Annotated in this window: 14 protein-coding genes and 4 pseudogenes; 9 read left to right on the top strand and 9 right to left on the bottom strand. The window is 65.8% G+C overall.

What is annotated here, in order from left to right; translation table 11 throughout:
* Positions 1–11 precede the first annotated feature (11 nt).
* The 4 genes from LL236_RS10495 to LL236_RS10480 all read left to right on the top strand — a co-directional run bounded on the left by LL236_RS10495 (position 12) and on the right by LL236_RS10480 (position 2,427).
* Positions 12–1,073, top strand: a complete 1,062-nt coding sequence (locus LL236_RS10495; protein ID WP_228178696.1) for an LLM class flavin-dependent oxidoreductase — start codon at positions 12–14, stop codon at positions 1,071–1,073.
* Positions 1,074–1,077: 4 nt separating this feature from the next.
* Entirely contained in the window at positions 1,078–1,842 is a 765-nt protein-coding gene (locus tag LL236_RS10490; protein ID WP_228178695.1) for an SGNH/GDSL hydrolase family protein, read from the top strand.
* Positions 1,839–2,042 (top strand): hypothetical protein, encoded by a 204-nt coding sequence (locus tag LL236_RS10485; RefSeq protein ID WP_228178694.1) that lies wholly within the window; start codon positions 1,839–1,841, stop codon positions 2,040–2,042. The genes LL236_RS10490 and LL236_RS10485 overlap by 4 nt, the downstream gene beginning before the upstream one ends.
* Before the next feature lie 121 nt (positions 2,043–2,163).
* On the top strand, positions 2,164–2,427 hold the full coding sequence (locus tag LL236_RS10480; protein WP_228178693.1) for a DUF6458 family protein: 264 nt from the start codon (positions 2,164–2,166) through the stop codon (positions 2,425–2,427).
* A gap of 101 nt (positions 2,428–2,528) precedes the next feature.
* On the opposite strand, the gene LL236_RS10475 is transcribed toward LL236_RS10480, so the two are convergent.
* Entirely contained in the window at positions 2,529–3,512 is a 984-nt protein-coding gene (locus tag LL236_RS10475) for a D-alanyl-D-alanine carboxypeptidase family protein (protein ID WP_228178692.1), read from the bottom strand.
* A gap of 197 nt (positions 3,513–3,709) precedes the next feature.
* Between LL236_RS10475 and LL236_RS10470 the strand changes: the two genes are divergently transcribed.
* From LL236_RS10470 to LL236_RS10460, 3 genes are all read left to right on the top strand, one after another.
* A complete protein-coding gene (locus LL236_RS10470) occupies positions 3,710–4,042 on the top strand; it encodes an ArsR/SmtB family transcription factor (RefSeq protein ID WP_308017261.1) in 333 nt (110 codons plus the stop codon).
* Complete coding sequence (locus tag LL236_RS10465; protein WP_228178691.1) at positions 4,039–4,701, top strand: cation diffusion facilitator family transporter; 663 nt, start codon at positions 4,039–4,041, stop codon at positions 4,699–4,701. Before LL236_RS10470 ends, LL236_RS10465 begins: the two co-directional genes overlap by 4 nt.
* 168 nt (positions 4,702–4,869) lie before the next feature.
* Positions 4,870–5,511, top strand: a complete 642-nt coding sequence (locus LL236_RS10460) for a hypothetical protein (protein WP_228178690.1) — start codon at positions 4,870–4,872, stop codon at positions 5,509–5,511.
* Between the two features lie 250 nt (positions 5,512–5,761).
* On the opposite strand, the pseudogene LL236_RS10450 reads toward LL236_RS10460, so the two are convergent.
* Positions 5,762–5,947: pseudogene (locus tag LL236_RS10450) on the bottom strand (AAA family ATPase); the annotation flags it as partial.
* Positions 5,947–6,453 (bottom strand): annotated as a pseudogene (locus LL236_RS10445) (transposase); the annotation flags it as partial. The pseudogenes LL236_RS10445 and LL236_RS10450, both read right to left, overlap by 1 nt.
* Positions 6,454–7,194: 741 nt before the next feature.
* Here LL236_RS10445 and LL236_RS10440 point away from each other — a divergent pair.
* Positions 7,195–7,392, top strand: a pseudogene (locus tag LL236_RS10440) (transposase); the annotation flags it as partial.
* Here LL236_RS10440 and LL236_RS10435 read toward each other — a convergent pair.
* The 6 genes and pseudogenes from LL236_RS10435 to LL236_RS10410 all read right to left on the bottom strand — a co-directional run.
* A pseudogene (locus tag LL236_RS10435) lies at positions 7,363–7,605 on the bottom strand (IS3 family transposase); the annotation flags it as partial. The pseudogenes LL236_RS10440 and LL236_RS10435 sit on opposite strands and share 30 nt — an antisense overlap.
* 47 nt (positions 7,606–7,652) lie before the next feature.
* Positions 7,653–7,940, bottom strand: coding sequence for a DUF6262 family protein (locus tag LL236_RS10430; protein ID WP_228178689.1), 288 nt, complete (start codon positions 7,938–7,940; stop codon positions 7,653–7,655).
* On the bottom strand, positions 7,937–9,892 hold the full coding sequence (locus LL236_RS10425; RefSeq protein ID WP_228178688.1) for a site-specific integrase: 1,956 nt from the start codon (positions 9,890–9,892) through the stop codon (positions 7,937–7,939). Before LL236_RS10425 ends, LL236_RS10430 begins: the two co-directional genes overlap by 4 nt.
* Positions 9,855–10,943, bottom strand: a complete 1,089-nt coding sequence (locus LL236_RS10420; RefSeq protein ID WP_228178687.1) for a tyrosine-type recombinase/integrase — start codon at positions 10,941–10,943, stop codon at positions 9,855–9,857. The genes LL236_RS10425 and LL236_RS10420 overlap by 38 nt, the downstream gene beginning before the upstream one ends.
* Positions 10,906–11,709, bottom strand: coding sequence for an IS3 family transposase (locus LL236_RS10415; RefSeq protein ID WP_267189771.1), 804 nt, complete (start codon positions 11,707–11,709; stop codon positions 10,906–10,908). Before LL236_RS10415 ends, LL236_RS10420 begins: the two co-directional genes overlap by 38 nt.
* Positions 11,710–11,723: 14 nt before the next feature.
* Positions 11,724–12,038, bottom strand: coding sequence for a transposase (locus LL236_RS10410; protein ID WP_228178685.1), 315 nt, complete (start codon positions 12,036–12,038; stop codon positions 11,724–11,726).
* A gap of 227 nt (positions 12,039–12,265) precedes the next feature.
* Here LL236_RS10410 and LL236_RS10405 point away from each other — a divergent pair, with 227 nt between their 5' ends.
* Positions 12,266–13,648, top strand: coding sequence for an amidohydrolase family protein (locus LL236_RS10405; RefSeq protein WP_228178684.1), 1,383 nt, complete (start codon positions 12,266–12,268; stop codon positions 13,646–13,648).
* Positions 13,649–13,772: the final 124 nt, after the last annotated feature.

Genomic DNA, 13,772 nt, shown 5'->3' with positions numbered 1-13,772 from the left:
AGGATGCCGTCATGATTCAGTTCGGTCTCGATACCTTCGGTGATGTCACTGTCGATGAGAGTGGAGCACCCCTTTCGGATGCACAGACGCTGCGAAATCTCGTCGACCAGGCTGTCCTCGCCGACGAGCTCGGCATCTCGTTCATCGGGGTGGGGGAGCACCACCGCCCCGATTTTGCAGTGTCGAGCCCCGAGATCGTGCTCGCGGCCATCGCTGGCCGAACCCGCGACATCCATCTCGGCACTGCCGTCACCGTTCTGTCTTCAGACGATCCGGTGCGGGTCTACGAGCGGTTCGCGACCCTGGATGCCATCTCGAACGGGCGTGCCGAGGTGTTAGTGGGCCGGGGCTCCTTCATCGAGTCTTTCCCCCTGTTCGGGTACGACCTGAAGGATTATGAGGCCCTCTTCGAGGAGAAGCTCGAACTGTTTTCTCTCTTGCGCCAGGAGCGCCCGGTCACGTGGTCGGGCACGACCCGCGCCGCGCTTACGAACGCGGATGTCTACCCGAAGACCGAGGGCTCCGGCCTCACGACCTGGGTTGGTGTCGGCGGATCACCGGAGTCCGTCGTCCGGACAGCGCGGTACGGCTTCGGCCTCATGCTCGCGATCATCGGCGGGCCGGCTGAGCGCTTCGCACCCTACGTCGAGCTCTTCCACCGGTCGCTGGCCTCCTTTGGGCACGATCGCAGGCCCGTCGGTGTCCACTCGCCGGGTCATATCGCCGATACCGATGAGCAGGCGTGGGAACAGGCCTACCCCGCGTTCGAAGCGATGAATAACCGCATCGGAGCCGAACGTGGGTGGCCGCCCTATAGCCGCATGCGCTTCCAGCACGATGTCGGAGCCGGGGGAGCGGTCTATTCCGGATCTCCCGATCGGGTGGCACGCAAGATCGCCGACACTGTCTTGGCGCTCGGCATTGACCGGTTCGATCTGAAGTACTCGAACGGCACACTCGGGCACGACAAGCTGATGCGCTCGATCGAGCTGTACGGCACGAAGGTCATCCCGATGGCGCGCGAGATGATCGCGGAGGCCGCAGACCGGCAGCAAGAGGCGACCGTAGGCTAGGGGAGTGCACGAGATCCGCTATGTCGCCATCGGTGACTCCTTTTCCGAAGGCGTCGGCGACGAGCTGCCTGATGGCACTGTGCGCGGATGGGCGGACCTCACCGCTCTCGGCTGGGCGAACGCGCTCGGCGCTCCGATTTCGTACGCGAACCTTGCTATCCGCGGCAAGCTTGCGTGGCCGATCGTCGAAGAGCAACTGGAGCCGGCGCTGGCTCTTCGACCGACGCACCTCTCGTTCAACGGCGGCGGCAACGACATGCTGCGGCCCCGCACGACGATCGCGAGCATCGCGGATGCTTTCAGCACCGTGCTGCGCCGGTGTGATGAGGAAGGGGTTCGCCTGGTTTTGCTCTCGGGCGCCAACCCGTCGGCTCAGCTGCCCTTCCGCTCGCTCATCCAACGCCGTGGGGACGACCTCTCCCGAGCAGTCGTGGCACGAATCGCCGACCGTCCGGATGTCGTCCGTGCCCTCAACTGGCCGGATCGCGAGTTGTCGCATCCATCGTTCTGGTCTGCGGACCGCCTCCATATGAACTCTCGCGGGCATCACCGGGTGGCTGCACGCCTCCTCGGTGCCCTGGGTCATCCAGCACCAGGGGAGTGGTGGTCGATGCCCGCGCAGTCCACTGCCGACGCCGTTCGAGGATTGGCGTACTATCGCGCGCACGTTGGTCCGTGGGTTCGTCGACGGCTGACGGGCACGTCATCGGGTGATGGCCGGGTACCGAAGTTCGGGGATTGGGTGACGATCGAGCCCGAAGCGGCGTGAGCTGGTCTATCGTGGGGCACAAGGGGGTGGCGATGATGACGTTCTGGAACCGGCTGACTCGCCTCTTTGTCCGTAAGCCCGTCTCGTTCTCCGAGGCGAAAGAGGGTCGCGAAGCGCAGGAAGCTGTTGGGCGAGCGCGTGCCGCGGCTCAGCATCAGTTCCAAGACAGAACCGTGCGCAACAGCGGCTGGTTCATGTGACTCCGCCCGGATGCGGCCATATGCCACATCCGGAATCTAGTGTCAAGGCGCTTTCGACCGTGCGGTGCGTCCACCAAGGTGTTGGGTGTGGCTTCTGCCGCACTGACGAAAGGGACGCTCCATGAGTATTGGTACCGGCATCGTGCTGTTCGTGATCGGCGCGATCTTGGCTTTCGCCGTGAACGTCGAGGTCGAGTGGATCAACCTTGACCTCGTCGGCTACATCCTGATGGGCGCCGGTGTTCTCGTGTTCCTGTTCGGGATCATTCTGTTGGCGCGGCGGCGCCAGACCGAAACTGTGACTCGGTCGAGCGTCGATCCCGCAACGCAGGAGCGCGTGGATCGCCGCAGCACGAGCACGACCGACGACGGCGCGGGCCTCTGATCCTGGGGAGCTGCGCGACAGGCTCCTAGAGGGTTAGCGCCCGATCAGCTCCGCAGGGTGCGTCAGTCGCCACCAATCAGCGGGAGGGTCAATTGACTCGGTCACGATGAGGTCAGCGCGCTCCGTGTGAGGACCGGCGGTCCAGGCGATCTGACCCACGACGTCGCCCGTCGCGAACTCCGTCGGGTCAGCCATGGTGACCTCCACGGAAATCGGTGTGTCGGACCAGGTGAAGAATCGACGTCGCGCGAGATCACGACCTCGGTGGTTCCACCCCACGGTGCCGTGACCGTGCCGATGTGGTCACCCGCGAGTGCGACCGGAACATCGTGGAAGCCGCGACGGATGCTGTCGATCATGCGGAGCACATCCGCGTTGACAGACTCCCGTGTCGCACCACCCTGGATTGCGCCTGTGACATCGAGGTGCATGCCTTCGATGTCCATACTGGCTGTGAACAGGAATGCGTAGGTGCCGTACCCGAGGTTTCCGGTCTTCATCCCCGTGACGCCGTCTACGCCCAGCAAGGCGTTCGTGTTCTGCAGGGACCCCGGCCCGGGGATCGTGACCGACGGTGTTCCCACGATCGCAGCGATCGTGGGGTTCGCTACTGCAAGCTTTGCGATAGCGACCAGATCGGTCGGCGTGCTGACGTTCTGAGAGTCCAGGCCCGTCGGCTCGACGACCGTCGTGCCAGCCAGACCATGCGCCTGGAGCCAATCGCGCGCCGCCGCGCGGAACCCGGATATCGAGCCGAAGGCCCACCTACTGATGGCCTCGGCGTAGTTGCTCGCTGACGGAATGAGCATCGTGGCCAGGGCGTCATGCAGCGACATCCTGGTCCCTGTCGGCATCGCCGCGATCGTCGCGCCGCGCACGTAGTACTGGTCGTAGAGGTCGTGGTCGGCCTTCGAGAACGTGATGGTCGGTCCGGGATCGGACGCGTCGGCCAGCGGGTACTTTTCGAGCACGACGAGGGCGGTGATGATCTTGCTGATGCTGGCCATGACCTGCGGGTCCTGGGCACCGCTGGTCTGCCAGATTCCGCTCGCGCCGTCGCCGAGGTAGATATCCGCTCCCGACACGCTCAGTGCCGAGGCGCCGGTTGACGGGAGCGAAATCTGGGCCGGGATGGGCGTCTCGACGGTCGGTGTCTGACACGCCCCTCCGCGTCATACACCACACCCGATAGAACGAGGCCAACCTCGCAGTCCCGCGATCACGAACACGAGCGAGCCGGTTGTGTGTGAGATTAGTTCACGTAGTCGTGTACTATTTCGGAGTGCTGACTGCAACTCGAACGCACACCGCGGCGTTGTCACGCCTCGGCCACGCGCTGGCGGACTCGACGCGCGCGGGCGTCCTCCTGGCGCTGCGGAACGGCCCGGCCTATCCGTCAGACCTCGCTGTGACGCTCGGTGTGTCGCGACAGGTGATGTCGAATCAGCTCGCATGTCTGCGCGGCTGCGGACTCGTAGAGGCGGTTTCCGAGGGTCGGCGAGCGTCATACCGCCTGACAGAAGAGCACCTCACCTCGGCGTTGGGGGAGCTTCTGCACGTCACCCTGGCCGTCGAGCCTGACTGCTGCACAGGGGCGGGGTGCACCTGCGCATGACGATCGCGTCTCTCTCAGAGCAGCGGCGCGACACACTTCATCGACGCGTGCGCTGGATCGTGGCAGCCACCATCGGTTACAACGCGATCGAAGCGACCGTAGCGATCGCCGCAGGCCACGACGCGTCATCCGGCGCGCTCATCGCGTTCGGGTTGGACTCGATCATCGAAGTCCTGTCCGCAGCAGCGGTCGCGTGGCAATTCACCCGCCGCGATCCGGAGCGGTGGGAGGCCGGAACGCTGCGAGTCATCGCCGTGGCGTTCTTCGCGCTGGCTGCCTACGTCATCACCACGTCGACGCTCGCACTCATTGTGCGCGCCGAGCCAAACGACAGTCCGCTGGGTATTGCGATTACCGCGTTGAGCGTCATCATCATGCCGTTCCTCTCACTGTTCGAACGGCGAGCCGGTCGCGAGCTCGGCTCCGCGACGGCGGTAGCCGATTCCAAGCAGACGCTCATCTGTACGTATGTGTCGGCTGCGGTTTTGGGCGGGCTCATCCTGAACAGCACACTGGGCTGGTGGTGGGCTGACGCGATAGCCGGACTGGTGATCGCAGCGTTCGCCGTGCGAGAGGGAGTCGAGGCCTGGCGAGGCGATTCCTGTGCAACCTCGGTGGGCATGCTCATGGATTCGGATTCAGAGCACGAGCACGCCTGAGCCGCGGCGGTTTCTCACCGTCGGGGAGCGGGTATCGGATGTCCGGCTGCGACAGGAGCACGCGGTTCTCTCCGAGCTGACATAATGTGCATTATCGGATACTGCTCTCGGGATCGACTGTACGGGGCCGTCCGTCGTCGTGAACGCCGTCTGGTTAGGCATCGACGGATGCGGCGACGAAACCTGACGTGGACAATCGGTGGCAGCGCGCTCATCCTCTCCGGAGTGCTTGTCATGATGCGCGAGATCGCGCTGGGTTCCTCACTGACTCCCGCGCTTGCTGTGATCGCCGAACTCACGTGGAGCGTTGGCGTGACAGTGTTCGCAGTGGGACGCACGCGATACGAAAGCGTCGTAGCGCGCAGGCCGTTGGGCCTCGTCGCGATCCTGATCCTCGCCTGGTGGCAGGTCGCCGCCCGCATCGTCTTCGACGCGCTGACGCCGAGCGGCGGCTTCGCTACTCCAGATTCGGTTCCGCCGACGTACGTCGTCTTCGGCTACCTCCATCTGCTGATGCCGCTCGCCGCCGGCATCATCGCAACCGTCCAGATCGCGCGGACCCGCATCGTTCCGTCTCCGTGGCGGTGGGCGCCACTCTGGGTGCTCGGTCTGAGCGTCCTTGTGGGCGTCATCACCCAGGCCATGTTCGCGACCCTCGCACTCCCGCAGCAGGCGCTGGCCGACGTCGCGGCTCTCCTCGGGGCGCTCACGAGCCTTGCGAGCACAATCGGACTCGGTGTCCTCGCGCTCATCCTCAGCGAACGCGGCCGCGCCACGAGCGTGCAGATCTTTCGTTCCGGTCAGTCCTGACGCGGCCGCGTGACTGGTGCTCGCGAACGGCGGCGGTAGCGTGGAACGATGCGAGCTCCGGACCTTTCGTGCTGAACGCCGCCACCGGGTTCGCGGTTATCGGCCTCGCGATCGCCGTCGGATACGTGATCGGCCGGATCAACCTCCTCGGCCCGCAAGCCGGCCCGGTTCTGGGACGACTGGTGTTTTTCGTCCTCTCCCCTGTGGAGTTTGCCGCTCTTTGGCGGTGTTCTGTGATCGCTTTGTGTCGCTAATTGCCGATGACGAGGATGCTGGCGGCGGCTTCGATGACGTCGTCGGTGATGGTGTCGAGCTGGTTGATCTTGAGTACCCGGTTGATCTGAGGGAAGAGCCGTTCGAGGAGGCGAAAGTTGCCTCGGGTGATGCGTTCGATCGCGGCGATGGCTTGCGCGTCGGTGAAGTCGTCAGGGTCGAGTATGTCGCGTCGAGGAACACGTACGGGTAGGTCGTGTCCGCGAGGGGCCGGCCCCGGAACGCGGCAACGTCCTCGTCGAGGTTCGCGCAGATCCGCGACACCTCCGACTTGCTGATGCCAGTGTCGGCGCCGAGCGCCTTCACCAGATCATCGACTTTGCGGGTCGAGACGCCGTGGACGTACGCCTCCATCACCACCGCGAACAACGCCTGGTCGACCCGGCGGCGGCGTTCCAGCAGCGACGGGAAGAACGACCCGACCCGCAGCTTCGGGATCCGCAGATCAAGCTCGCCGGCCGTTGTCAGCAACGGTCGAGGTCGGGTGCCATTGCGTTGCGCGACGCGGGCGCCAGAGCGCTCATACGGGGCGGCGCCGATGAACGCGGCCGCTTCCGCGTCGATCAGCTCCTGGTAGAGCGTCTCGGTCGCGACCCGGATCCGGTCCGTGACATCGGTGAGTTTCAGTTCCCCGAGCAGCTCGAGGAGGGCAGACTGGTCAAGAGCCATCGTGCGTTGTGTCCTTCCGTGAGATTCCTAGACAGTTCTCACTGACCATCGCACGATGGCTCACCACGTCAACGACGTGACACTCGAGCCGGGAAACTACACCAACCCCTGGGACGCCACCCGGTCCCGCATTCTCGCTATCGTCGGAGGTTCTGGACTGCAGTCGATAGGTGTCCGCCAAAGAGCCGACATGACCCCGATCGCTTCACCTGATAGACAGAAGCGCAGCAAGCTACTGGGGGTTATGTGAGCAACGTCATGGTGTCGCGCCGAGGTCTTATCGAACTAGGGCATGTCTGACAATTGCCGGGTCCAGGCGATGACGGCGTTGAGGATGACAGCGGTCGGAATCGCACGGTGCCGCCCGCGTGAACGCCACCCAATCTCGACTACGGCGCCGGCCTCGTCGACACCGCGAATAAGTAGATCGTCGCGGGTTCATCCGATGCCTCGATCGGTCTCGAACGGATCGGAACGACATACCCGTCGCCCAGCCTCGACGGTGTGATTGTTCCGCTGAAGCCACCCGTGACTCCGGCAAGCGGATCAGTCGTAGCAGTGATGAACGTGCCAGCCACCGTCGCCGCCATACACGTCAAACACCCGGGACAACCCCGCAGCGTTGGTCGCTTGAAAGCGCCACCCGTAGAGTCCAGCCGCCGCGGGCCGGCGCTCTCCCGAGGTTGTCGACCAGACCGATTCGCGGAGCCGAGTAGGCATGTCGGTGACGGTCCACCGCTCCCCCGCGAACGAGTGAACAAGGAGATCAAACGTCGCACCGACGTCGTCGGCACGTTCCCCAACCCGGCCGCGCTACTGCGCCTCGCCGGGCACGTCCTCATCGAGCAACACGACGAATGGGACGGCGCCGACCGCCGCTACTTCAGTGATTCGCCCTGGGTTTTGTTCCTATCGGTTTCCGAGGCTAGCGGTGGCTAGGTCGGGGGTTTCGTGGTCAGCGTAGTACGCGGCCTCTATCTCGGCGGGGGTGCGGTAGTCGAGCTCGCCGTGCAGGCGCGCGTTGTTCCACCACCACACGTACTCGAGGGTTGCGAGCTCGACCTGCTCGACCGTGCGCCACGGGCCTCGGCGGCGGATCAGTTCGGTCTTGTAGAGCCCGTTGACGGCCTCGGCGAGGGAGTTGTCGTAGCTTTATCCGGCTAATCGGCCTTGGTGCTGGGTTTGGCCGGGTAATGCGGTCAGTCGGCGGTGAGTCGGCGGAGTTGCGCGTCGTGGTGGCGGACGGTGTCGGCGAGGGTATGGACGGCTTGTCGGAGAGTTGCGAGTTCGTCGGTGATCGCGGTGATGTTGCCGTCCGGCGCGGTCTGCTGGTGGTGCTCGATGATGGCGCGGAGTTCGGGGTTGCGGTAGATCGTGGACCGGGAGATTCCGGCGTGCTCGGCGACCGCGGCGATCGTGATCGGGTGGCCGTCTCGGGCGAGGTCGGCGCAGGCTCGTTCGATCTGGTTCAGCGTGGTGCTGGTCATCCGGTCTGTGTCTCCGTGTCGGCGATGAGCGCGTCGAGGCGGGCGATGAGCTTCTGGTGGCGTTCGGCCTCGTCGATCCATCCTCGTTGTTCCGCGTCGCGGGCGAGAGCGTCGGCGTCGACGCGTTGCGCGGCGAGGATCGGCAGTGAGGAGGGTTCGGACCGGTAGGACGGGCAGTGCTCGCAGATGTTCGCGTAGCTGCATGCTCCCTGCGCGGGGGCGCGGAGGCAGAACCCGCCGGCCATGCGGGACTTCAGCAGCGGGGCGTCTTTCCAGTCGCGTCCGCCGGTGATGGCCGTGAGCGGCAGCTGGGTGCGCCCGCCGGTGTCTCCGGCAGCGGGGGCGGTGGTGTTCTGTTTCGCGAGGTCGAGGGCGCGTTCGTATTCAGTGCGGACGGTGTGGTCGAACAGGCGCCCGTAGCGGAGGCTCATCTCCGCGGACTGGTGGCCGAGGAGGGCCATGAGGGCTTGCAGGGAGACGCCGGCGTTGACCAGCGCGGTCGCGTAGGTGTGTCGCAGCTGGTGGGAGGTGACGTGCCCGAGCCCGGCGACCTCGGTGGCGTGATCGAGTTCGCGGCGGACGCCTTGCTGGGTGAGTCTGCGGCCGAGGTAGGTGAACAGGAACTGCGCGGGTCGCCGGTAGCGGGGGTGCGGGAGTGGTCTGCCGTGGGAGCGGATCTGGGTGACCCGGTCGATCACCTCGAGAGTCTCAGGATCGAGAGGGACCATGCGTTCGGTGGCGAGCTTGCCGAGCGGGACCTTCAGCCATGCCCCGTTCCCATCGAGCTCGTGAACGCAGTCCAGCTCGAGGTCGAGCAGTTCCCCGATCCGCAGCCCGCAAGCGCGTTGCAGCCGCAGCGCCAGTGCGGCCAGCTCGTTGTCGGGATGCTCGGTCAAAGCGGCGGTGAGTCGCCGGTCGGCATCGATGGGGAGGTAGCGGGGCAGCACCTGCGGGAGCTTGGGGATGTCGTCGCGGAACAGCACCTTCCGAGGTGGCGCTGCGTCCCAGCCCCATTCGGTGATGTCGCGGAGGAACGTCGCGACCGCGACGACCCGCCGGTTGCGGTCCCCGATGCTGATCGGGGCGCCGTCCTTGTCGCTGATCGCGTCGACCAGCGACGCGAGGAACGGTTCGACGTGACGTCGCCGATCCAGATCCCTCACCGACGTGAGTGTCGGGTCGGTGTCGGTGAGGAACACCCCGAAGTGCTTCAACCGTGTCGCCATCGCCGAGACCGTCTTGCGGTCGCAGGTCGCGCGTTTGCGTTCCAGATAGCCGACCAGCTGCGCCCGCAACGGGGCGGAGACCTCGGCGAGCCGCTCCTCGTAAGGGACCGGGCCGCCGGTCCGTGGCGGGGAATCGAGGACGCCGAGATGGAACAGCACCATGTGCGCCATGCTGATCGCCGAGAAGTAGTGGCGATGCGAGATCCCCGTCGCGTGCTCGCGTTCCCGGCAGGCCGCGGCGAACTCCTGAAGGTCATCGACGGTGAGTTGTCGCATCGGCTTTCCCGTCTGGATCAGCAGCCGGATCGGCGCCTGGGAGCCTGTCGCAAGCCGCGTGCGGGCGGTGAACCCGAGCTGTTCGGCCTCGTCGAGGAACCCGTCGATCTCGGCCCGCAGCGGGCTGGTCTGGATCTCCCGCCAGAGCGGTGACAGCTTCCTCGAAAGCAGGTAGTCGTATCCCGGCCGCAACCCGCCGTGCAGCATCAGGAACGTGATCACCGGACGCGCTGCCGACCCCGCCGACAGTCGCTGCTGAAGCGGTGTCGCCGCCCAGTCCTGCGGGTCCGGCCAGGACTCGAAGAACCGTCGCGCAGCCCACTCGTAGGACGGGTTCCCTCGGCCGGTCGCCGTCAGGTGACGCAGATACGCGTCCCGGAGATCATCGCCTCGCAGCGACGCGATCCCGGGGTCACCGCTGCTGAGAGCGGATGCGTTCGCGTGCCGCATCGAACTGGGCTTTCACGTGAGCAGGAGCGAGGTGGACGTAGCGGGCGGTTGTGTCGACATGCGCGTGACCGAGAAGGGCCTGCATCACCGCGAGATCGACGCCGGCCTCGGCGAGGACTGTTCCGAACGTGTGACGCAGCGCGTGCGGGTGCCCGCCGGTCACGCCGGTCAGGCCCCGGTGGTAGCGGAACACCGTCCGCAACCCTGCCGCCGTCAACGGGCCGCCGCGGTTCGGGCCTTTGCCGACGAGGAACAGGAACTCGGAGTCTGACTCGGGGCGTTCGGCGAGGAGATAGACGTCGATCACCGACGCGACGTCCGGGTCCAGCGGGACGCGGCGCTGTTTCGCGCCCTTGCCGGTGCCAGTGACCCAGCGGCCGCCGATGTCGACGTCCTTCACGTGCAGGCCGAGGACTTCCATCGACCGCAGCCCGCACCACAGCATCAGCCCTGCGATCGCCCGATCCCGCCAGGTCCGCAGACTCCCCACCAGCGTCGCCGCGTCCTGGGGTGACAGTGCGACCGGCAGCCGGCGTGGTTCCCGCAACCTGAGCGCGGATCGCGCGACCGGGCGCCGGACGGTGTGAGCGAGCATCCCTGACCGCTCCCCGCTCGTCCGCCAGCGCGCTTCCCTGCCCCGCGGGACCGGGTTCCGCCTCGCCGGGTCGCGCAGTCCCGCATACGTGAACAGCCCTGAGATCGCCGCGAGCCGACGGTTGATCGTCGTCGCCGCGTATCGGTCCAGCCGGCGGCCATCCATCCCGACGACGTTCGGGCCCGGCCTGCCTGGCAGGGTCGCTTCACGACATGCCCGCAGGAATCCGAGGAGATCATCGGTCGTGACCTCCTCAAGCGGGCGGTTCTGCCCGGACAGCCAGCGGCAGAACGCGAGCAGGTCATACCCGTAGGACCTCACCGTCGCCGGCGAGTAGTTCCGATCCAGCAGATGCGCGAGGTACTCGTCCACCAGCGCGAACCGGGCGGCGTGCTCACCGGCGAGCACCCACTCGCCGTCACGCTGCTCGAGCCGCAGGACTTCCTTGTCCGTCATGCGACACATGTTGCACCCGTGCGTCACACACGCGACGGACGCGACGCCCACCGGCGTGTCGCCGCCTGGGCTCGCGGGTCGAATAACCGGTTAAGAGGGTGTCGCCGACTGTTCCCGTTGAGGGCTTTGCACCGAGCTCGACGATCCGATCGGTGTAGACCAACGACATGTAGTTCGACCCGTGATCGGAGTGGTGCGTCAGTCCGGTGAGGTCGCCGCGGGCCTGCCAGGCAGCCATGTTCAGCGCCTGCAGCGGCAGGATGTCCGCCTTCAACGTGGCGGCGACGTTCCACCCGACGATGCGGCGCGAGTACACATCGATCACGAACGCGACATACGCGAACCCGGACCACGTCGCGACGTATGTGATGTCCGCGACCCACAGTCGGCACGGCGCGTGCGCGTCGAAGCGACGCTGCACGAGGTCGGCAGGGCGTTGCTGGGCAGGGTCGGCCTTGGTCGTGAACGCTCTCTTCGACCGTTTCACGCCCGCAACACCCGCCAGACGCATGATCCGGCCAGTCTGGTCCCGACCGATCGTCCAGCCCTGCCGGCGCATCAGCGCATGCATCTTTCGGACGCCGTAGACGCCGTAGTTCTCCGCATGCAGACGGGTGATCTCGGGCACGAGAAGATCATCACGCAGACGCCGCGCGGATCGCGGCCTGGTCTGCGCTGCCCGGTATCCGCGGGCGGTGAGGAACCCACACTCTGTCGCACCCAGAGTGCGGCAGATGGCCTCGACCCCGAAACGCTCCCGGAACATACTGATGAACCGGATCATCTCGTCGTGGGGCGGTCGAGTTCCGCTGCGAAAAACGCGGACGCGGCTCGCAGAATCTCGTTCGCGCGCCGCAACTCGGCGACCTCACGTTTGAGGCGCTTGATCTCCGCGGCCTCTTCGCTGGTCACGCCAGGACGGGCACCCGAGTCGATCTCGGATCGGCGACGCCATTTCCGCAACGTCTCCGGTCCGACTCCAAGCTTCGAGCCGACATGACGAATCGCGGCGTACTCGGTCTCATGCTCAGGCAACGCCTCCTCCAGCATCCTGAGCGCACGTTGCCGGAACTCCGGCGGGAACTGACGGGGCATGATTCATCCTCCCAAAAGAAGCGGAACCAAACCCAGGACGAATCATCAGCGAACACTCTATGAAGCTCCTCGACGCCACCGAAGAGGAGGTCGCAATCCCAGAACTCGCTGCGGCATAATCAACCAAAGCTGAACTCGCACGGTGATGAGAAACTCCACCACTCAGAGGGACGCCACCTTCGCAACCGCATCAAATATTCGGTTGCTCAATGATGAGAGGAACTACCGTGCCCGACGTTCTGGCCTTTTCCAATGTCACTCTGATCGACGGTCGAGGAGGTGACCCGGTCGTAGGCGCCACAGTCGTCGTGAAGGACGGCCTGTTCTCGGATGTCTACCCGGGGCCGGCAGACCTGCCCGCCGACGTGAAGAAAGTGGATGGCACAGGCAAGTACCTGCTCCCCGGCTTCATGAACGGGAACGTCCACCTGCTCGACGGCATCATGATGGTGGGCATCGGCGGTGTCGAGTATCTCGCGCGATACGAGGGATCCTTCCCGCGGGTCATGCAGGAGAGCACCCAGCTCAGCCTTCGCAACGGCGTCACCACCGTCTTCTCCACCTGGGATGCGACGGAGCCGATCCTCGAGGCGCGCGATCAGATCAACCGCGGCGAGGCGGTCGGAGCCCGCATCTTCGCCGCGGGAAACATCGTCGGGCTGAACGGGCCGTTCAGCCCGGACGGGAACTTCGGCGCTCGTCAGTCGATCTCGCCGACGTTCGCCGACCGCCTGGACGCGCTCTTCGCCGCCGGAGTCGGCGGAGCGCTGACGATGATGAGCGAAGCGGACGCGCGCAGCGCGCTGCGCGACTACATCGCGCGCGGTGTCGACATGGTCAAGATCGCCGTCAGCGATCACCTCATGCAGGCGATGGGGCGCACCAGCTACCTCACGTTCCCCCAGAAGTGGCTGTACTGGATGGCAGAAGAGACCCACGCCGCAGGACTGCCCCTCCTCTCGCACACGACCTCCCTGCAGTCGCTCGAGCTCGCCTACGAGATGGGCGCCGATGTCATGATCCACCCGACCTGGACGAACAACCTGGTCATCCCGGATGAGCTCATCGAGAAGATCGCGGCCGACCGCGTCGGCGTCGGCGTGCAGCCGATGACCGATGACTACAGCGGACGTCTGCTCAGCAAGGGGAACTGGTGGGGGCTGCTGAACAGCCCGCAGCACGTGCAGAACGAGAAGAAGTTCATCGAAGCCGGCGCCAACCTCATGATCGCGACCGACGCGGGATGCACGAGCCACGACGTGCTCGCCGACCTCGGTGAGGATCTGCACGCGGATCGGCCGTGGACGATCGGCGAGGACCACTTCACATGGATCAAGGCGCTTCGCCAACGCGGCCTCTCGCCGATGGCCGCGATCCAGTCGCTCACGCACAACGTGGCAGAGGCGTACAACAAGCTCGATCTGTACGGAACGATCGAGACCGGCAAGGTCGCCGACGCCGTGCTGCTCGATGCCGACCCGCTCGCAGACAGCGAGAACCTCCGCTCGATCGTCGACGTCTACAAGGACGGCCGTCGCGTCGACCGAGACAACCTGCCGACCCACGCTCTCGTCACGGCGCCCACGGGCAGCCCCATTCCCGCTCTCTGAGCCGAGAAGAACCGGCTGCTTCGTCACTGGGCGGTGCGGGGGCACGCCGGGGGCCCGGCCCCCGGCCGGGCGGGGGGGCGCGAAAGGGACCGCCCAGGGGTAAAAACAACAGAAAGACGGCAGG

It is taken from the genome of Microbacterium schleiferi (assembly GCF_020781975.1).
Classification (GTDB): domain Bacteria; phylum Actinomycetota; class Actinomycetes; order Actinomycetales; family Microbacteriaceae; genus Microbacterium.
Note: the sequence above shows the minus strand (reverse complement) of the source record. Positions and strands in the feature narration are given on the sequence as shown.